This window comes from Chlamydiifrater phoenicopteri (genome assembly GCF_902807005.1).
Taxonomy (GTDB): domain Bacteria; phylum Chlamydiota; class Chlamydiia; order Chlamydiales; family Chlamydiaceae; genus Chlamydiifrater; species Chlamydiifrater phoenicopteri.
Genome location: NZ_LR777658.1, coordinates 952040 through 971706, shown reverse-complemented (window position 1 = coordinate 971706; position 19667 = coordinate 952040). Strand labels below are relative to the sequence as shown.

The window sequence follows — 19667 nt, the reverse complement described above, 5'->3', positions numbered from 1 at the left end:
TAATTGGGTTCATTATGTTGAATAAAACAATTTTCATTAATCCTAAAAAAGAGATAGCTATAGCTTTTCAAAAGAACACAATTAATAAGCAGTCTTTTTTAAGTGATACTATAAAGTTTGAGACTATATTACAAGAGAAGCATTTTTTAAATAAATTAGCACACGTTTTAGATGGTTTAGTAGAGAATAAAGAAACTGTTATTGCGACCTCTAATCAAGGTGTGGAAGTAACTATGGATTCAGCAATGAATGCTGTTGCTCCTTTGTCGAAAAAGAGATTTTGTGTTCCCAGGTATTATTCTAGTGCGAAACCCTCTTCTTTGAAGCCTTTACAAGAGGGTAGATATCCGGTAAAAGTTCCCCGCACTCGATCTGAGGAAGAGGTTAGCAGATTGGTGGACGATAACCAGCAGTGTCTAACTCGAGCTTTTCTAGATGGGCTAGTAGAAATTTTGCAAAAGTGCGAGCAACCTAAGCAAGATAACACAGAATTATTCTCTCAATTGTTGGAAAAAGCTAATAGCTTGAAAGAAAAAAGGGTGGGCTACACTGTTGAGGATATGATATCGACTCGAAATCTTTCTTGGGAAACAGTGGAGGCTATAGGGCGATCCGATTTAGACGAAGCGCGCAAAGTGACTTTGATGTCAGAATTATCTTTGCAATATGAAAATATTACCTTGTTAGAGGGGTCTTATGCGCGTTCTAGAGCAAGGGAACTGTTACGTCTTTTATCTGAGATTAAAGAGCGCTTAGAAGCGGAAGAATACAGCATATTCGCTGAAATAGAAAGGAAAATATTTGCAATAGATAATCAGGTGGAGAACTATTCTTCAGAGGACATAGAGAACGTTTTGCTCTACACGTTAGAGTTTTCTGAAACTATCAACCGTTCAGCCTTACCTAGAGGAGACAAAATAGATTACAATAGGAAGGTCATGACGGTATATAATGAGCAAGTAGAGTCCTTAGAGGTCTACCAAAAAGTAGTGGAGGCTAGTATAGCTGCTAGGGAGCATCAATTAGAAATTTTCCGACAAGTAACGAATCAAACGGCAGCTTTTTTTGGGTTGTTTGCTCCTATAAACTTAACAAACAGCATATCAGATTTCACTGCTAGTGGAGCTTCTGCTGCTTTGCAGGCATTGTTTGCAATAGACTCCATGTTTTCGTATCTAAGTGAGGAACAAAAAAGCCTAGTGAATAATGCTTTTAACGAAGCATTTTCTTTAAGTTCCACGGCCATAAATCCTAGGATAGATTCTGAAAATGGAATCTCAGGAGAGGGTTTGGGTAACACGGATTTTCCTTGGTATATAGCTATTGTTTGGACATATTTTTTGGCCTCGAATGCTATAGCAAAGAATCCTTCTATATCGCAAACAGCTGTTAATACTGCCGTGAAAACTGGGGTTGGGGATTTTCAAGATTCTGGTTTTGACATGCTTAAAGCTGTCAAGGGTGTGGTTGAAAAAATAGCTTTAGAGGCTGATAGAAGCCTTTTTGCGGATAAAGTTTTGGGTAATGGTGTTGCTGTTTTACCTAATAAAGCGGAGTACACAGTTTATTCTCAGGGATCGGATAATTCTACGGTTACAATTAATTTTACTCTAATGGATATTGGAGGGACTTTCCTAAGCAATTGGAATGGCTTATTTCAGAATGCAAAGAATGAAATTGCTCAAAAATACTTTAGGTTTAAAGGGTTGTCTCACATTAATTTTACAGAAGAAGAAAATAAACTTTCTATATCTCGAGAGAACTTGAAGGAGCTTGCTTCTTTGGAGCAAAATGTTTATGTAAGCGGTCTGGTTGCAAAAACTGGAGAATTACAGGCTCTAGCCCTGCCTTCAGCTGTTGCTACGGTTTTAATAGATCATTACATGCCTAGAGAAGTTGATTTTTTGAATGATGCTTATTCGCAGCTGTACTTTAGTAACTTTGCCTCCACAGTCGGTAATGCCATTTTGGAGGTTATAGCAAGTTTTGTAAATTCTGCGACCTATTTTAATTTTGCCAGTTACATTGGACAAAAACCTGCCGTAGGGACCGAAGGCAAGGATATTTATCCAGGTAATTTTGAAACAGCCGAAAGAAAGTTGAGAGAAGAACGCTTGCAAGCTACTTTGTTTTTGCAAAAGACAGAGGCTGGGCTAGAAGAAATAGAGAAGCAACTTGCTATCGTAGATGCTGATGAGAAAATTTCTCTGACTCAAAGAACTCAGCTTAGAGATATGTTAACCAGTTATGCTATCAGTCTGAGAGGAATAGCCAATAATTTGGTTACAGTGTCTAATTTCTTGAGTCAAATAACGGTTTCTAAAGCGGGAGAAAAAGAATTACCTGGAACATTTCAAGTGAAGGGCCCAGATTCTCAATGGCAGAATAATTTGGAAAATATGGAAGAAGCTGTAGTGTCTGGGTTTTCTGGACAAATTCTCCCTAACGGGATGTTTTCCTTACATGCTTTGGTGCAATCGGATCAACAATCTTTTGCGGATATGGGACAAAACCATCAATTGAATCTTCAGATGCATTTGACTGGAATGCAGCAGGAGTGGACAGTGATCTCAACTTCGTTGCAGATACTGAATCAAGTCTATTTAGGTCTGGTTCGGAGTTTGTTAGGGTAGTTTTGGCACGGTAATCGCTTGTCTCCTTAATTGAAAAATTAAGGAGATTTTATGAATAGAGATTTTTCCAAAATTAATAAACGTTTAGCAGAATTAGAATTTGTTAATGATCAGTTGTTTGCAGAATTGCAATACATAGATCAGTTGCTGTATTCTGTGGGTTTTCCAAAGGGTCTAAAAACAATCAAAGATGTTGCCCATGAAGTGTTAGCAGAAGACGAATTTCCAGAATCTTGTTAAACTGCAGGGGTGGCAGCTAAAGTTTTATCTTAAATCATGCGATTCCCCGAAGAACATTTAGACAAAAAATTCGTACATAGACCGAAAGTCCCATTTATTACGGAAAGTACAAAGAAGGGGTTAAGGTGGAAGACTGTTGGGTACCTGCTCTCCCTTAAGCAAGGAAGGAGGATGCTCTACCGGATGGCTCTTCAGCCAAGAGCTTTACTTCGATTGATGTGGGCTTTGTTTACGCCAAGGAGAAATGTTTTTCGAAAGGGCAACTTGTTTTTTTATAATTGTTCCTCTGTAGAAGAAATTATTCAAGAAGCAAAAAAAGATGATACTCTGCTGGTAGTTGGGTTTTCTTATTGCCAGAAAGCCAAGATGTGTCCTTTTGGTCGGTTTAATGATATTTGTTCCTATGATCCAACAAATCCTGCGTGTCAGGTATGCTCTATTGGCGGAGTCTTATCTAGAAGATCGTCAAAATACAAAGCGATTATTATTCCTACGTTCATGTATATAGCGGAGTACTTTTACCATATTCGTAAGGAAAATCCTGGGAAGAAATTACGGTTTATAATTACAGCTTGTGAACTTTCTTTAGAAATGTTTGGTGAGTATGTAGATGTCTGGGATTTAAAGGGGGTTGGAGTTAGGCTTGTTGGAAGGATATGCAACACTATGAAAGCTTTTCGATTAGCAGAGGACGGCATTAAGCCTGGGGTTACGGAGTTAGAAAAAGACGGTTTTGAAGCCTTGGTAAACGCATTACTGAGTGTAGAGGATCAATAAGAAAAAGCATCTCCTAGATAGTGCTGCCTGACAAGGGGATTTGCAATCATTTGGGAAGAAGATCCTTCAAAGAAAATTTTTCCGTCGATAATAAGGTAGCATCTGTCTGCTATAGATAAGAGCTCTTTAGCGTTGTGATCTGTTACCAGAATACCGATCCCGCGTCTTGATAACAATGTAATCAAGTATTTAACGTTTTGAATGACTAGAGGGTCTACGTTAGCAAAAGGTTCGTCTAAAAGAAGAACGCTAGGATTTAAGGCTAGGACGCAGGCGATTTCTAATCTACGTCTTTCTCCCCCTGAGAGGGTTCCTGCTTTTTTATGTAAGCAGGGGCCTAGTTGCAGATCATCTACGAGAGTATCTAACAAGTGGGATTGTTCTTTGCTGGCTTTGTAGATGATTTGGAGAATACAGATAAGGTTTTCTTTGACTGTCATTTCTTTGAAAACAGTAGGCTCTTGAGCTAGGTACCCGATTCCTAATCTAGCTCGGTAATCCATAGTTCTTTTAGTGACATTTGTATTTTTAAAAAGAATAGATCCAGAGTCGGGTCTGATAAGACCTACGGTGAGGTAGAAAGCAGTAGTTTTTCCTGCGCCATTTGGTCCCAGGAGGCCCACAATTTCTCCTGGATTTACATGAAAAGAAACATCATTAGTGACAGGTTTCTTATTATATTTTTTTACTAGATTATGGACAGATAGGACAGGCATAAGTTTTATTTGGGCATCTTGAGTAGGGATAAGGTCATAGTTTTCATTGCCCCCGTTGTTGTTGCTTTTGGTAAGGGGTATGGATCGTTAGCTTCAAAGAAACTAAATTGGCAATCATGTAAAGTTAGTTCGTAGTTCCTGTAGAGAAGTTCTCCGCTTTTACTATGGAATTTTACTGTTTTTGAGGGATCGTTAGGGTAAAAAAATCCTGAGAGTCCTGAGAGAGTTTCCCTGCAGCGAAAATCATCATGTACTTTTAGTTCTAAGCAAGATTTATCAATACTGCAAAAGAATCGCCCGGTAGCTTTTGTAATGATCTGTTTCTTAACACCTAGTTTCTTAATTTTTAGAAAAGGGGGTGGTGTTTGCCATTCATTAGGTAAGGGAGAAATTTTGTGTAAATTATCGGGGTAAAGTACTGAGACGCCCGTAAGAAATATAGCAAGTAAAAAGCTTCCTGAGCAAATTAATCCGTAGGAGATAAACTTTGTCATACTTTTACAGGTTCTAATAGAGAAGACACGCAATTGAAAAGTTGTTCCCAACCAGGCAAAAGTTCGGTTAACTGAGAGAAAGAAAGCATAGAGGCTGCATCGCTTTTAGCTGTCTCTGGAGCTGGATGAGATTCAATGAATAATCCGTTAGCTCCTGCAGCAAGAGCAGCTCTAGTTAAGGTCGGTATAAATTCTGTCTGCCCTCCGCTAGAGTTTTTTAGGGCTCCTGGCAGTTGCACAGAATGCGTTCCATCGAAAATTACTGGGAATCCACTAGTTTTCATTACTGCTATAGAGCGCATATCTGAAACAAGATTGTTATATCCGAACGAGCATCCTCTCTCAGTAAGAATGATTTTATTGTTTCCTGTAGAAAGAATTTTCTCGATAGGTCCGTCCATATCCCACGGAGATAAGAACTGTCCCTTTTTTATGTTAACGATAGCATTACTTTGCCCTGCAGCTAGGAGAATATCCGTTTGTCTACACAAAAAGGCCGGGATTTGAATGATGTCGCAAACTTCAGCCGCTTGCTCTGCTTCTTCGGGAGAGTGGACATCAGTTAAAACAGGCAAATTATGTCGTTTTTTTATTTCTGCTAAAATCTCTAGGCCTGCTTCTAATCCAACACCTCTGAATGATTGGACCGACGATCTATTGGCTTTGTCGTAGCTTGACTTGAAGATGAATTTTATTTGTGGGTAGTTTCGAAACAAAGAGGCAAGGAACGCTGCGCACTCTAGAGCATGTTCCGCACTTTCCATCACGCATGGACCGCTGATTATGGATAATGTATCTGAAGCACAAATGTCTTGAAATAAGCAGGTCATAAAATTTTCAACTTATTACTAAAGCAGTTTAGAGAAAGAATAGTTCGCGAGGTCGAGACACTCTTGCGATTGAGAATGTACGTATTTCTTTCTTTTAGTTCAAGAAGTGCCTTTTTGTAATATGAGATTTTTTAGATTTATTTTTAAGAGTAAAAAGAGAACTTAGGAAGGGTCATTAAGCGTTATTGACTTTATTATCTCAAGCAATGTACCCTTTCCTCTGTTCTCCTTCGCGAGGATTTTTTCTGGACCGATAGCTCAGTGGATAGAGCATCCGCCTTCTAAGCGGATGGTCGCAGGTTCGAATCCTGCTCGGTCCGGCTTCTATCTTTTGTCTTCGATGATTTCCAAAGAAACCTTAAGGTTGTTGCGGCTAGCAACGGATACTAGAAGAGACCGGATAGCTTTGATAGTTTTACCCTCTTTACCAATGATTTTTCCAATATCTGGTTGAGCGACTTGAAGTTCTAGAATAAGAGTGTTGGTTCCTTCTATTTCTTTGATGTGTACCGCTTCAGGTCTGTCAACGAGGTTTTTTACGATATATTCTAAAAAATCTTTCATTCGAAAATCCTATTAATTCAACTTCTGTGATAAATAATCGATTTAAAATTCTTAACTATTAATTTAATTATAAAAACTTTTTTATAAAAAATGTTTGTTTTTTTAACAAAATAAAAACGATCGACTCTTTTATTTTTGTTAAAAATAAAAAGTATTTGAAAGCAAATTACTAAAGATCGATAGAAGAAAAATATTTTTTCTTAAGAAGGAGCATATCCTCAGGAAGAGGAGCTAAAAGAGTAATAGTTGCTGCAGTGAAGGGGTGAGTGAAGGTAAGGGAGTAAGCGTGAAGGAGTTGTTGGTGGAAGCCTTCACAAAGATTTTTGGTGTTGTTTCCATAAACAGGATCTCCCAGGATGGGAGTTTTTACATGTTTGAGATGTACACGAAGTTGATGAGTGCGACCGGTCTGAGGAATCAACCGTACCAGACTGAGGTTGTTATGTGTGGCTAAAGTTTCGCAGTGAGTGATAGCTTCTTTGCCCCCAGAAGGAACTACAGCCATTTCTTGTCTTTTTATAGAATGTCTTGCTATCTGAGTGTGAATGACTTGCGTTTGCGGGCGGCCAATGCAGATAGCCAGATAAGTTTTTTGTATGGTTTTTTCTTCAAACATTTTACTGTAGATCTTTTTCGCCTGCCTAGTTTTAGCTGTAATAAGTAGACCAGAAGTATCTTTATCTAAGCGATGAACGATCCCTGGTCGCAAATGTTCCTCAGAAAACTCCTCTCGAAGTTTGTCTCCTAGTAGATGTAGCAAAGCATTAACGACAGTTCCTGTCGGGTGTCCTGGTGCGGGATGCACTACCAACCCTCTGGGTTTGTTTATGATAATGATGAGATCGTCCTCATAAACAATGTCCAAAGGAATATTTTCTGGCAGAAGTTCCAAAGGAGCTTCTTCAGGAATAGAAACAACAACTTTGTCATTAAGAAAGAGTTGCCTTCTGGGTTTAGTTTCTGGTTGTTCATTTACAGAAACCAGCCCGTTGGCAATGCATTCTTGATAGAAAGTTCTAGAGTATTCGGGATACACTAGGGAAAGAAATTTATCTAACCTTATCGGAAAAGAAATAGGAGATAACAGTGAGAGCTCTGGTTCGAGCAATAGATCATCGTCGAGATCTGCGGTTTCGCCAGAACGAGGTGTAGAGACGAGGGAGTTTCCACAAATAAAAGATAAAGTTTTACTTTTTTTCATGGGAAGCACTAAAGAGAAGAAAAAAGAGGGTTTCGCCGACGTCTCCTAGCTAGGAGCTCACCGCGCGCGGGGCCTTCGACGCTAAAGGCAACCCAAAAATGCCTTAAGATCAAGACCCAGCACCACAGGGGGGCTGTGACTGTAGTCTTGAAATTAAGGACTTGCTCTGTACATCTTACCGAACATTTCCCGAAGACTTTAGAAGAGAAAAGTTTCCGCTCAACATTCGCTAGGGTGAAGAGCTTAAATGAAGCGTTGTTTTTTTTTAATTAAAAAGTTGGATTTTCTGATTTTTTTCATGAAATAGGGGAAGATCCTTAGTTAACGAAGAGTTTTCTCTTAGAAATTTTTGGTTTAAGGACGTTTTCTCAATGATTTTTTATTTAGAAAAAATAATTAGAGAAAGACCTTTTACAAGCGGCTTAGGAGGTTATTTGAATATAAAAAAGAATTAAGAGTTTCTGTAGTTACAAAGGAGAAGTCCTTCTGTTGACAACAAAAAACAAATAGATTTTCCGCACAAGATGTTGGCATTTTTAAAGTGTTGGTGAGAAAGCTAGATACATGTCGATATAACAATTGAAAATAGTCGTGGGTGATACTAAAAGTTATGGGTTTCACTAGTAGTAAAACTTCGAAAAAGTTTTCTTGTGTGGAAAATTTTTTTGTAGAAATCACAGACATGTAGTTATCTTGGTTCAACCACAAAGCCAACTTTTTAGGGGGCATGGCGGCCAAATGTTTTTGGTACAACGGGTCAAGTTGCAGAGCCAAGAAGCTTTCGACCATAAAGAATACTAGTGATTTTTGTATGCTGAACGCATTTTTTTTGCTGCCCGCTGAGCTCTATCGGATTCTTTATGAACTGTCCCAAAGCACATGATTAATATAGACGAGTAAAATTGGTCGTACATTTTTTTCCCTTGTTCGGGACCGAACTGCTGTATCAGTGCCTGACGGAGATCTCCCAGAGTTTTGACGGGGCCGGAGAACGTTGTGTTGGTGGGTGTTAAGTATTCGGGGGCACGTTCTTTGACGGAAGATGTTTTCCCTAAGTAGGGTCCTGAAGTTGTAACGGGAGATTTTTCCATAATAAAGCTCCGCAGGCGTTGAGAAAATACTGTCTTATATAACGGAGTATATACTTAGAAAAAATTATTTTCGATTCTTATCTGATTTTGTAAAAAGAAAAACTTGAAAAGTATTAGTAGTAATTTTCTTAAACTTATTTTAAAGGCTTTATTTAGAATAAAGTTTTTTCTTTGCGGGCAGGTGTGGATGTTTCATCAAAAGATGTCAGTTTGGTTTTCCGTATTCCAAAAGCTTTATATTTGGTCATTAATTTTTTCAGATATTTGATAGTTACTTTGCGCATGTCCGTCAGCTGTTGCTCTACTGAAGTTATTGCTTTGTCTATTTGCTCCAAGTTGTTTTTTGTGTTTTGTTCATTGAAAGAAAGAATTTTTCTTATGGGTATGGAAATCAGGTAGGAAGCGTCGGCTTTAGTTGGAGGAGATGGTAACTCTTTGTGGAATGGTTGTAGAGCTTGTAGAACCTTTTCTTCAAGCAAAGAGGTTGTATCAGAAGCTCTAATGGCGTCATAAAGTTTGTGTTTAATAAAAATGTATTCCACCGTTTTTCTTAGACGAGATTGTTGTAATTCTGTCCGTTGAATTTCTAATTCTTTCTTCAATAAGTTCAGTAAATTGTCGGTATGTAATTGTAAGATCTCCGATAGAGTCGGTTCTATGGGTTTATCTTCGTAGATGACCGTTGTGTGAGGAAAGAGAGTTACCTCACATTCTGTGTGTTTGAAAAGTTTAGGGAGAAGTTCTTCTGCATAACAACCTTTTGGAAGTTTAATTTCTATTTCTGGTTTCTCTGTAGAGAAATCTTGGATGCTGTCGATTTTAAAAAGACCTCGTTTGGCCGCTTGTTCTATGGATCGAATGAGCGATTCTGTTGTGGTGTAGGGACATAATTCCTTTATTATTAACGTCTTGTTGTTGGGTATTTCTATAGAAGCTCGTAAAGTGATGGAGCCTTTTCCATCTTGGTAATTAGAGGCATCCATGATGCCTCCCGAAGGAAAGTCTGGGTAGAAACAAAATGTTTTATTTTCCAAATAGTGAATTTGAGCTTGTAGAAGCTCTGTAAAGTTGTGTGGGAAAATTTTTGTCGTCATCCCCACAGCAATACCATCAACTCCGTGCAAAAGAAGGAGAGGAATTTTTGCTGGCAAAACATCTGGTTCAGATTCGCGACCATCGTAGGATGGGTGGAAGGATATAAGATCTGTATTGAAAAGCGTTTCTTTTGCGAGCGAGGATAGTCGGGCTTCTATATAACGAGCAGCGGCGTGTGGGTCGCCTGTTAGAGGGTTTCCAAAGTTTCCTTGTGTGTCTATTAGATATCCCTTGTTAGCCAAAACGACAAGGGCTTCCACTATAGGAGCATCTCCGTGAGGGTGCAAAGCCATGGTACGCCCTGCAATGTTCGCGACCTTGTGCATTTTGTTATCATCCATGCGAAAGAGTGTCCATAACAAACGTCTTTGCACAGGCTTCAGGCCGTCTAAAACATGAGGGATAGCACGTTCGAGAATGACGTAAGAGGCATAGTGTAGAAAGTGCGTTTTAAATAGGTCTGAGACATCTTGCATGGTAGGCTCTTAAAGTTCCGCTATGAGATTTTCTATGATAAAGCGTTTACGTTTTTGGGTGTTTTTACCCATGTAAAAGTTCATGGTTTCATCAATAGTTTCTGGATTTAAAAGGGTTACAGGTGTTAAGCGAATGTCGGGTCCGATGAAGGATTTAAATTCTTTTGGAGAAATCTCTCCCAAGCCTTTAAATCGAGTGATTTCTAGGGAAGTTTTTTTCCCCAAGGTTTTGATTGTAGAATCTTTTTCCTCTTCGGAGTAGCAATAGAAAGTTTTTTCCTTGTAACGAACTTTGAATAGAGGGGTTTCCAAAATAAATAACCGATTTTCTAAAACTAGTTGTCGAAAAGTTTTTAAGAAAAAGGTGATCAAAAGATTGCGGATATGCATGCCATCAACATCGGCGTCTGTGGCCAGGACTACTTTAGCATAGCGTAGAAGGGTGGTGTCATGGAAATCTTTTATTCCTAGCGCAGAAGATAGATAGAAGAGTTCATCGTTTTTGTAGACTTGCCCCTCTTCTAGAGAGAAAACGTTCATGGGTTTCCCTCGAAGAGAAAATACTGCCTGGGTTAACGGATTGCGAGAAGAAAGAATGGAAGCTGAAGCGGACTCTCCTTCTGTCAGAAAGATCATGGAAGATTCTCCGTACAAGGATTTGTCGCTATAGTGAAACTTACAATCTCTTAACTTAGGAATCTTATAGAGAGTTTTTTTTTGTTTATCTTTTAGTTCTTGTTTAAGAAATTGAATGTTTTTTCTAGTTTTTTCATTCAGTTTGATTCTTTCCAGAAGAATTTGGGCGCGTTCTTTATCCGCGTGTAAGAGCTTGGTTAAGGAGTCTCTAACGCGAGCAACAATAGGTGTTTTAATGTCTGTATTACCCAGTTTGTTCTTTGTTTGAGACTCAAAAATAGGTGTACGTACTTTTACTGAAAAGCATCCGGTAATGCCTTCACGAACATCGGAGCTTTGGAAATTTTTGTTAAAAAAATCGTTGATGGTTCGAGTGAGGGCCTCTTTGAAAGCAGAAAGATGTGTTCCTCCGTCAACAGTGTGCTGTCCATTAACGAAAGAAAGATAGGTCTCTGTGCTGCTGTTGGAATGGGTAAAGCAGTACTCAATATCTTGATCGGAATATGTGAATGGGGAATAAAGGTTGCTGTTACACACCTTTTCTTCTAGTAGATCGCGAAGACCGTTTTTTGAAGAAAAAATTTCTCCGTTATAGTGGAGCGTAAGGCCTCTGTGTAGATAAGCGTAGTTTTTTAGTTTGTCTCTAATAATTTCTTCCAAGAATACAGGATGATCAAAAATGGTATTGTCTGGAATGAAGGTTATCGTGGTTCCGTCAGGCTCTTTAGAAGAAGATTCTTCGGTATGAGTTAAAACTCCTTGATGAAAAAGGGCCTCAAAAGATTTTTTTTTTCGAATGGTTTTGACTGCAAAGAAAGAAGATAATGCGTTTACAGCTTTAAGACCAACGCCATTAAGACCAACAGAAAAAGAAAATACATCCTCAGTGTATTTTGCTCCCGTGTTGATTTTAGAGACACAGTCAATAACTTTTCCTTGAGGAATACCTCTACCATAATCTCGAACGACTATTTGTTGTTTCACTTTGTCTAAAGTGATGTGGATATGATTCCCATGCCCCATAATGAATTCATCAATAGCGTTATCGATGACTTCTTTAAGCAAGACATATATTCCATCATCGGTGTGTTTGCCGTTGCCGAGTCTCCCAATGTACATGCCCGCGCGCAATCGAATATGATTTAAAGAGTCCAGAGTTAAAATGTGCTTTTCTGTGTACGACGAGGTCATATAGGCTTAGGCGTCTTTTATGTTATTTTTTTTACTTTAGTTGGGTTCTTTTTTTCCTCGGGGCGCTTATAGTGTATTGGATAATTTTATAGCATCTAATTTTCTATTTCTTTATACAGCAGGACTTTCTCTGGGTTTGTTGTGGTTTTGATCGAACTTCCTGTTTAGGATAAAGAATGAGTGTCGGAGTTTTTGGCATTAATTACCGTTTAGCTTCTTCGAAGGATAGGGAAACGGTCATAGATTTTTTTTGCCGATTGAGTGAGGAGCGGAAGTTCTCTGGCTCTTCTGTGCTTCTTGTTACTTGTAATCGGGCTGAGTTATATTTTTGCACGAACGTAGAATATTCCTCTCTGCTGTCAGAATTCCAGAAGGAAATTCATTTTCTCGGGTTGAGAATGTGTTGGGAGAACAACCGTTGTACGGATGACGAAGCTCTTCCCCTTGGGTATATTCATTTTGGGCTAGATTGTTATACGCATTTGTTTAAAGTTGTTGCAGGGTGTGATAGTGTGGTTTTGGGTGAAACGGAAATCCAGGGCCAAGTGAAGCGAGCATACGCCCAAACAATAAAAAAAGGGAGGATACCGTCAGCTTTGCATTACCTTTTCCAGAAAGCGTTAAAAGAAGGAAAAGCCTTTCGATCGGGAAAAGTATTGCAAGGAGGACAGGTTACAACAGAAGCTGTGGTTTATAGTTTGTTGGAACACAAAGCCCTTGATGCAAAAATAGTTTTTGTCGGCTATTCGACAATAAATTGTAAAATAGCTTCTTTTTTTAGGAGGCATGGACGATCGAATTTTATTTTTTGTTCGGATTCCGTGTCTTCGGCAAGAAGCGTAAAAATTATTTCCAGGCGGCAGTTGTCTTTTTTTGATAATTATGAGGTAGTTGTTTTTGGGACTACTACTGATTTTTCTCAAACTCCAAATCTTTTAGAAGGGTTGTTTTCTTTTCCAGAAAGAATAATTGTGGATTTGAGTGTTCCTAGCGTTGTTTCTTTAGGTAGAGGTTCGAAAGGGGCAAAGTTTTTTGATATGGAGGTCATTAATAGTAAAATATATTCACTTTCTATGTCAAAGGAGGGACTAGAGAAAAAAAAATTAGCAGAAAAATTTTTGGCCTTGTCTGCAGAGAAATATTGGAACTTTTTTTTAGAAAGAGTTTCTGGGCAGTCTGTGGGATCTTATAATTTGACGTATGAGGAAGAGGTTGTAAGCTGTTGATAGTCTTGAATCTAATTCATCTCTTGACATATTCGTTTTCCGAAAATACCCTAACACCTGGGCGCATAGGGTTGATCTTGAGCCTGCGGGGGATTTGTTTTCTTAGTTTTTATTAATATTTAGTGGGCGCTTAGGCGCAAGTCTGGATTTTCATTAGGAGAACAATGCTCATGTAAAAAAAGCATTTTTTGGTCTTGTTATCGCAAGAGTCGTTTGTTATTTATTATTAAAAACATAAAACAGACAAAATTAAAATGCTAATAAAGACAGAAGAAATCCTTTTTAATTTTAACCTTTTTGTTGGCATAACTCAGTGTTAAGTCGAAAAAAGAAGATGGTGGTGGTTGACGAGGGGTGTTCTTTGTGTTTTTTTTGAGGAACATTTTTCTCTGCTTCTTCAGGAGCTTTGAGTCTTGAGAAGACGGCCCGATGGCGAAGCTGTATGTTGGAAAAATTGGTAAAAAGTTTAGCCCAGTATTTGGGCGTCTCTTCTGAAACGGAGCTGGATGCTGAAGGAGCTTTTGTGTTCCCCGTAGGAGAGAAGACGCGCGTGCGGGCATATCAAAATGCTGACAATAACATCGTTTTAATGGTTTCCTTTGGAACGTTAGCCGCTTCTGCAGACCAAGCAAAGGCTCACCTGGAAATGATGGTGGGTAATTTGTTTGGGAGGGAAACAGGCGGGGCAGCCCTAGGGCTAGACCCTGAGGAAAATGTCGTCTTTGTAAAGAAATTTCCTGGTGATATTTCTTACGAGGACTTTGTGCGCGGCGTGGAATCGTTTGTGAATTATTCAGAATCTTGGCGAGATAGCTTGTCATTGGCCAAAAGCGGATAGGTAAGAAAGGTATGGCGGTAAGGTTAGTAGTTAGCAAAGGACCTTTGTCTGGTATGGTCTTATCTCTTGAAGAAGGAGATAATTGGTCTATCGGGAAAGATGCAAAGCAAAGTGATATCGCTATTGAAGACTCTGGATTGGCCTCTTGCCAAGCATTGATTTATAAAGAAGGAGATGTTTATTACATCAAGAATATGGATTCTTCTAAGGAGGTCCTTGTTAATGGGGCGTCTATAGCGGAGACAGCGCCTTTAAAAGACTCTGATCTCATAGTGTTGGGAAGTAATACGTATTCGTTTTTCATTGAAAAAGAAGAAGATTTTAACGAAGCATTTTTCTTTGAATTCGGGGAAACAGAGAATGTTCCTGCTGCTCCACCTAAAGGGGCGAAAAAAGAGAGTAAAGGTTCTTCCGAGAAGAAAAGTGGAGGCCGGGGAAAGAAAAAAGAAGACAAGGCATCCGAATCCCCTCAGGAGTTTACAGAGAAAGATCAAGCGCTTTCCGAAGCGTTTCTTGCTTCAGCCAAAAATGCAGACAAACCAGAAAAAATGGTAGAGATTCCGAATAATTCAGAAAACTTAGAGGCGGATCCAAAAGGTGCCCAGCCGAAAGAACAAAAACCTGCTGAGGAGAATTCTAACAAAGAGAGTCCCAGCGGTGTAGAAGATTCTCAAGGAGATGGCGAAGGGGGCAGTCCTGAGGATAAAAAAGGAACAGGTAAAGGTAAGTTGGAAGATAATTCTGCAGCAACCCCTGTTGATCAGAAGGCAGAATCTCAGCCAAAAGAAGGTGAAGCAGAGAAAATAAAAGAGGGAGAGGCCGCTTCTAACAAGGCAAATTCTGTTGAGCAGAAACCTCTTAAAGAGGGGGAAAACGCTGTTCAGAGTGAAAAGTCTGATGTAGAGGCTGCTGCCGCCCCGGCACAAGAAGAAAAGGTAGAAGAAAATTCAGCAACACATGCTGAAGGAGAAGAGCTTGCTTCAGCCTCTGAAGAAGGGGAAAAAGAAGGCAAGCCTGCTGATCAAACTAATGGTAGTGATGGGGCTTCCGAAGAACAACAGAAAGAATCTGCGGCTCCGACAGCGGAAAACAAGCCTAAAGTGTTAGCACCTTTTGATGTTCAAGATCTTTTTGACTTTGATAAAGGAATTTTCCCAGCAGAATTGGATAGCTCTAGTGGAGATGTCACTGTAGATTTGTCTCGGCCCTCAAGATTTTTATTAAAAGTTCTTGCCGGAGCAAATATTGGTGCAGAGTTTCATCTCGATGCAGGCAAAGAGTATGTTATAGGATCTAGTGCTGATGCTTGTGATATAGTATTCGATGATACCAGCGTTTCGCATCGACACGCAAAACTTGTTGTTGGGAATGAAGGCGCGATCACTATTGAAGACCTGGGTAGTAAGAATGGAGTTGTTGTTGAGGGACGAAAGATCGAAAACAACTCATCTGTTTCGGCAAACATGGTAGTAGCTTTGGGAACGACGCTGTTTCTTTTGATAGACCAGCAAGCTCCCGCGGAGACTATCGTTGCTAGTTTTTCCCCGGAGAACTATGGGCTATTCGGCAGGCAGGATCCTGAAGTAGATCCCATGGAAGAGGCTCGTTTGGAGGAGGAGGCGGCTAAAAAGGCTACGTTGCCAACAGGGACGTTCATCCTTACGTTGTTTATTGGAGGATTAGCTATCCTGTTTGGGATAGGAACAGCATCCCTTTTCCATTCTAAAGAAGTTATCCCAATAGAGAATATAGACTTTCAAACAGATTTAGATGGGGTTACAAAACTTTTCCCTGGGGTTCGATACACCTTTAATAAAAATAATGGACAATTGTTCCTTGTTGGACATGTCAAAAATGGTATAGAAAAAAGTGAGCTGATGTACAAGATAGACGCTCTCTTTTTTGTTAAATCTATCGATGACAATGTAATAGATGATGAAGCTGTCTGGCAAGAGATGAATATTCTTCTTTCGAAGCGTCCAGAATTTAAAGGAATCTCTATGAGTTCCCCTGAGCCTGGGCGCTTTGTTCTAACGGGTTATGTTAAAACGGAAGAGCAAGCAGCTTGCCTTACCGATTACCTAAATCTGCACTTCCAGTATCTGTCTTTGTTAGACAACAGTGTTATAGTAGAAAATATCATGCTTAAATCCATAGAAGGACGTTTATTGCAGAATGGCTTTGGAAATATCCAAGTGTCTTTCATTAATGGAGAGCTCATTTTAACTGGTTACGTAAACAATAGTGAAAATGAACGTTTCCGTTCCGTTATCCAGGAATTAGGTGAAATGTCCGGTGTTCGTGTCGTTAAGAATTTCGCTGTATTGTTGCCAGCAGAAGAAGGGCTTATAGATCTCAGTCATCGGTATCCCAATCGATACCGAGTGACAGGATATTCCAAGTATGGAGATGTAAGTATTAATGTAGTGGTTAATGGAAAAATCCTTACTCGAGGAGACGTTATTGATGGTATGACGGTCACAAGCATACAACCTAGTAGCATCTTCTTAGAGAGAGACGGGTTGAAGTACAAAATTGACTACAATAAATAGCCGTTTAAATAAAAAGCTTTGTAAAAAAGGTACTGTTTTTATGTTCAATATGGAGAGCACAAAAAAAAGTGCAAAAGATAAACAAGAATCTTTTGATTTAGAAGTTACTATGAGTGACTCTACAGAAGCTCAGAAGGTGAATAATTCCGTCGGAGAGAAAGTACGAGTGCTCAACACGATGCTTCGAGAGGGTGCTGACAAAGACTCTTTCGAAAAGAAACAAACACTATTGGCGGGTTATTTAGCCCTCCAGAAAGTTCTTGGGCGAATCAACCGTAAAATTGTGTAATTGAAGGGGGCTAACTTTTATGACCAGTAGTAGCTGTACAGTCTTTAATTTTAATGAGATGTTGGACGGCATATGTAAATATGTCCAAGGGGTCCAGCAATATCTTACCGAGCTAGAGACGTCCACTCAAGGGACTGTTGATCTAGGAACAATGTTTAATCTCCAATTTCGTATGCAGATTTTGTCGCAATACGTTGAGGCGGTTTCTAACGTTCTTACTGCCGTTCATACAGAAATGATCACGATGGCAAGAGCTGTTAAAGGTAGTTAATAACATAGGAAACAGGAGGAATCGGTTATGGAAAGTTTTAAAGAAGATTTTGCGCTCTTGTTTGAGGGCGGCATGTTGGCTATGAAACAAGGAGACGAAGAAGGAGCGCGAAAAATATTTGATGCTCTCGGAGTTCTAGATCCTGAACATTACGCAAAAGATTTAGGGCAAGCTTTAATAGCTCTGCACAAAATGCAATTGAAAGAAGCTGCAGAAAAATTAGCAGCATTGCATGAGAAAGAAGGAGATAACTGGAGCATAAAGGCTTTCCTTTCTCTGACACATATGCTGATAGTTTTAGATCAAGGAAGTACTTTTGAAGTGCGTCGAGAAAGTCTTGAAAATAGCTTCCGTTTAGCAGAGAAAATTTTAGCTGAATGTGAAGTTGCTACAACAAAAGCTTTTGCGCGTTCCATCATGGATTGGCATGAAGCTTTAGCCAAGAAAAGCACTGGACCATTAAGATAGCGTTTTTGGTAGATTTGGATTCTTTAGGAGTAAAGACTCAGTATAGAGTCGGAGTAGTTGCAACATGATAGATGCGATAAAAGCTTTAACAGGGATGGATTCTGAGGAACCAGTTTCTTCAAACGAAGAAGTGGGCAAACCTTCTGCTCAGGAGGCGAACCGAAAGGACGTAAGGAGTTTCTCTCTTTCAAAGTCTACCGAAATGGCTATAGAGAAATCTGTTGTCGACAAGCCGGATCTCATGTCCCTCATTAGGGAAAGAAATTCCAGTCTTGTTGATAAAGAGTTGGAAGAGGAGCTTCAGTCAGCAGAACTGGAGGAGCAAATCAATAATCTCAAAAGAAGACTGAATGATTTTAAGTTACAGATGCACGACTCTGAGCGAACGGAAAAGTTACAGGCAGAGCATATAGAAGCTGTGAATACTATCATGAACTTGATAGATAAAGATCTCGCTGCTATCGCGCAACATTCTGGTCAGTCTTTGCAGGAGGCTGAAAAAGATAAGGATGATAAGCGCTCTGTTGCTCGACGTGTAGTTGATTGGATTTCTTCTGGTGAGGAAGTTCTCAATAGGGCCTTGTTATACTTTTCTGACAGAAATGGCGAGCCCGAGAGTGTCGCAAACTTCATGAAAATTCAATATGCTGTGCAGCGAGCTACTCAACGAGCCGAGCTTTTCTCCAGTATTGTTGGAACGACTGTAAGTAGTATTAAAACTATCATGACAACGCAGTTGGGTTAATCTATGGAAGGTCTTACAACAGAATTTGACACCCTCCTTTCCGGGTTGAAGGATGTTCATCTCACCTCTATGGTTGGTCGTATCATAGAAGTTGTGGGAATGTTGATCAAAGCTGTTGTCCCAAATATTCGAGTTGGCGAAGTGTGTCTGGTAAAAAGGGCTAATATGGAGCCCTTGGTTACCGAAGTTGTAGGGTTTACCTCAGACTTTGCCTTTTTATCTCCTCTGGGAGAATTGACAGGAGTAAGCCCTTCGTCAGAAGTTATTCCTACAGGAATGCCCTTACATATCCGTGCTGGGCAAGGACTGTTGGGCCGAGTCATTAATGGGTTGGGAGAGCCCATGGATCTAGACACCAAAGGGCCTCTTGTTGATGCCGACGAGGTGTATCCTATTTTCCGAGCTCCACCTGATCCCCTCAAAAGAAAACGATTAGACACGATCATATCCACAGGCGTTCGTTGTATCGACGGGATGTTGACAATCGCCAGAGGACAGCGGGTGGGAATATTCGCTGGAGCAGGGGTGGGTAAATCCTCCTTGCTAGGAATGATTGCTAGAAATGCTGAAGAAGCTGATGTTAACGTTATTACGCTGATTGGGGAGCGGGGACGGGAAGCTAGAGAGTTTATAGAAAAAGATCTTGGGGAAGAGGGAATGAAACGTTCTGTGATTGTCATTTCTACTTCGGACCAATCTTCTCAGCTGCGTTTAAATGCTGCTTATGTAGGTACTGCTATAGCGGAATACTTCAGGGACCAAGGGAAAACTGTGATTTTAATGATGGACTCCGTCACTAGATTCGCTCGGGCTCTGCGGGAAGTTGGACTGGCTGCAGGAGAACCTCCTGCCCGAGCAGGGTATACGCCATCAGTTTTCTCGACATTGCCTAAACTTTTGGAGCGTGCTGGAGCTTCTGACAAAGGGTCTATAACAGCGTTATACACCGTCTTGGTCGCTGGAGATGATATGAATGAACCTGTCGCTGATGAGGTGAAGTCTATTCTCGATGGGCACATAGTGCTTTCTAATGCGCTTGCGCAATCTTATCATTACCCAGCCATAGATGTTTTAGCTTCTATCAGCCGTCTGTTGACCTCTATCGTTCCCGAGGAACAGCGAAGGATTATAGGGAAAGCTAGGGAAGTTCTTGCCAAGTATAAGGCTAACGAAATGCTTATTCGTATTGGAGAATACAAGCGAGGATCAGATAGAGAAGTCGACTTTGCTATAGACCATATTGATAAACTAAATCGCTTCTTGAAGCAAGATATGCATGAGAAAACAAATTACGAAGAAGCTGCTCAACAATTGAGAGCAATATTCCGCTAGAG

General features: G+C 39.9%; 19 protein-coding genes and 1 tRNA gene. 12 read left to right on the top strand and 8 right to left on the bottom strand.

What is annotated here, in order from left to right; all coding sequences use genetic code 11:
- Window positions 1-14 precede the first annotated feature (14 nt).
- The 3 genes from KJA58_RS04225 to KJA58_RS04215 are packed head-to-tail and all read left to right on the top strand — an operon-like array spanning window position 15 to window position 3650.
- Window positions 15-2633: a CT620/CT621 family type III secretion system effector gene (locus tag KJA58_RS04225; RefSeq protein WP_213358185.1), complete on the top strand. Its 2619-nt coding sequence runs from the start codon at window positions 15-17 to the stop codon at window positions 2631-2633.
- 51 nt (window positions 2634-2684) lie between these two features.
- Complete coding sequence (locus tag KJA58_RS04220) at window positions 2685-2873, top strand: hypothetical protein (RefSeq protein ID WP_213358184.1); 189 nt, start codon at window positions 2685-2687, stop codon at window positions 2871-2873.
- Window positions 2874-2909: 36 nt separating this feature from the next.
- Window positions 2910-3650, top strand: a complete 741-nt coding sequence (locus tag KJA58_RS04215; RefSeq protein WP_213358183.1) for a hypothetical protein — start codon at window positions 2910-2912, stop codon at window positions 3648-3650.
- Here the strand turns inward: KJA58_RS04215 and lptB are convergent.
- Genes lptB through kdsA form a run of 3 tightly spaced genes read right to left on the bottom strand, consistent with a single transcriptional unit; the run spans window position 3644 to window position 5690 of the window.
- Window positions 3644-4366: an LPS export ABC transporter ATP-binding protein gene (gene lptB, locus KJA58_RS04210; RefSeq protein ID WP_213358182.1), complete on the bottom strand. Its 723-nt coding sequence runs from the start codon at window positions 4364-4366 to the stop codon at window positions 3644-3646. The genes KJA58_RS04215 and lptB overlap by 7 nt on opposite strands.
- 5 nt (window positions 4367-4371) lie before the next feature.
- Window positions 4372-4860, bottom strand: a complete 489-nt coding sequence (locus tag KJA58_RS04205) for a DUF1137 domain-containing protein (protein WP_213358181.1) — start codon at window positions 4858-4860, stop codon at window positions 4372-4374.
- Window positions 4857-5690, bottom strand: coding sequence for a 3-deoxy-8-phosphooctulonate synthase (kdsA, locus tag KJA58_RS04200; RefSeq protein ID WP_213358180.1), 834 nt, complete (start codon window positions 5688-5690; stop codon window positions 4857-4859). The genes KJA58_RS04205 and kdsA overlap by 4 nt, the downstream gene beginning before the upstream one ends.
- A gap of 247 nt (window positions 5691-5937) precedes the next feature.
- Here kdsA and KJA58_RS04195 point away from each other — a divergent pair.
- A tRNA-Arg gene (locus KJA58_RS04195) sits at window positions 5938-6010 on the top strand.
- Window positions 6011-6014: 4 nt separating this feature from the next.
- Here the strand turns inward: KJA58_RS04195 and KJA58_RS04190 are convergent.
- From KJA58_RS04190 to KJA58_RS04170, 5 genes are all read right to left on the bottom strand, one after another.
- Entirely contained in the window at window positions 6015-6254 is a 240-nt protein-coding gene (locus tag KJA58_RS04190; protein ID WP_213358179.1) for a KH domain-containing protein, read from the bottom strand.
- 169 nt (window positions 6255-6423) lie between these two features.
- A complete protein-coding gene (locus KJA58_RS04185; RefSeq protein ID WP_213358178.1) occupies window positions 6424-7455 on the bottom strand; it encodes an RluA family pseudouridine synthase in 1032 nt (343 codons plus the stop codon).
- Between the two features lie 797 nt (window positions 7456-8252).
- Window positions 8253-8546 (bottom strand): CT656 family putative T3SS effector, encoded by a 294-nt coding sequence (locus KJA58_RS04180; RefSeq protein ID WP_213358177.1) that lies wholly within the window; start codon window positions 8544-8546, stop codon window positions 8253-8255.
- A gap of 152 nt (window positions 8547-8698) precedes the next feature.
- Window positions 8699-10117, bottom strand: coding sequence for a DNA gyrase subunit A (locus tag KJA58_RS04175; RefSeq protein WP_213358176.1), 1419 nt, complete (start codon window positions 10115-10117; stop codon window positions 8699-8701).
- A gap of 9 nt (window positions 10118-10126) precedes the next feature.
- Entirely contained in the window at window positions 10127-11944 is a 1818-nt protein-coding gene (locus tag KJA58_RS04170) for a toprim domain-containing protein (protein ID WP_213358175.1), read from the bottom strand.
- 176 nt (window positions 11945-12120) lie between these two features.
- Between KJA58_RS04170 and KJA58_RS04165 the strand changes: the two genes are divergently transcribed.
- The 8 genes from KJA58_RS04165 (at window position 12121) to sctN (ending at window position 19665) form a co-directional block, all read left to right on the top strand.
- The gene (locus KJA58_RS04165; RefSeq protein WP_213358174.1) at window positions 12121-13170 is read left to right on the top strand and encodes a hypothetical protein; all 1050 of its coding nucleotides are present in this window, start codon (window positions 12121-12123) and stop codon (window positions 13168-13170) included.
- Window positions 13171-13612: 442 nt separating this feature from the next.
- Entirely contained in the window at window positions 13613-14008 is a 396-nt protein-coding gene (locus tag KJA58_RS04160; RefSeq protein ID WP_213358173.1) for a type III secretion system chaperone, read from the top strand.
- An 11-nt stretch (window positions 14009-14019) separates the two neighbouring features.
- Window positions 14020-16560, top strand: a complete 2541-nt coding sequence (gene sctD, locus KJA58_RS04155; RefSeq protein ID WP_213358172.1) for a type III secretion system inner membrane ring subunit SctD — start codon at window positions 14020-14022, stop codon at window positions 16558-16560.
- 40 nt (window positions 16561-16600) lie between these two features.
- Complete coding sequence (locus KJA58_RS04150; protein ID WP_213358171.1) at window positions 16601-16849, top strand: DUF5398 family protein; 249 nt, start codon at window positions 16601-16603, stop codon at window positions 16847-16849.
- Between the two features lie 19 nt (window positions 16850-16868).
- The gene (locus tag KJA58_RS04145) at window positions 16869-17120 is read left to right on the top strand and encodes a DUF5407 family protein (protein WP_213358170.1); all 252 of its coding nucleotides are present in this window, start codon (window positions 16869-16871) and stop codon (window positions 17118-17120) included.
- A gap of 27 nt (window positions 17121-17147) precedes the next feature.
- The gene (locus KJA58_RS04140; protein WP_213358169.1) at window positions 17148-17588 is read left to right on the top strand and encodes a CdsG family type III secretion system protein; all 441 of its coding nucleotides are present in this window, start codon (window positions 17148-17150) and stop codon (window positions 17586-17588) included.
- Window positions 17589-17652: 64 nt separating this feature from the next.
- Window positions 17653-18333 carry a CT668 family type III secretion system protein gene (locus KJA58_RS04135; RefSeq protein ID WP_213358168.1) on the top strand — a complete coding sequence of 227 codons (681 nt, stop codon included), beginning with the start codon at window positions 17653-17655 and terminating at the stop codon, window positions 18331-18333.
- Between the two features lie 3 nt (window positions 18334-18336).
- Entirely contained in the window at window positions 18337-19665 is a 1329-nt protein-coding gene (gene sctN / locus KJA58_RS04130; RefSeq protein WP_213358167.1) for a type III secretion system ATPase SctN, read from the top strand.
- Window positions 19666-19667: the final 2 nt, after the last annotated feature.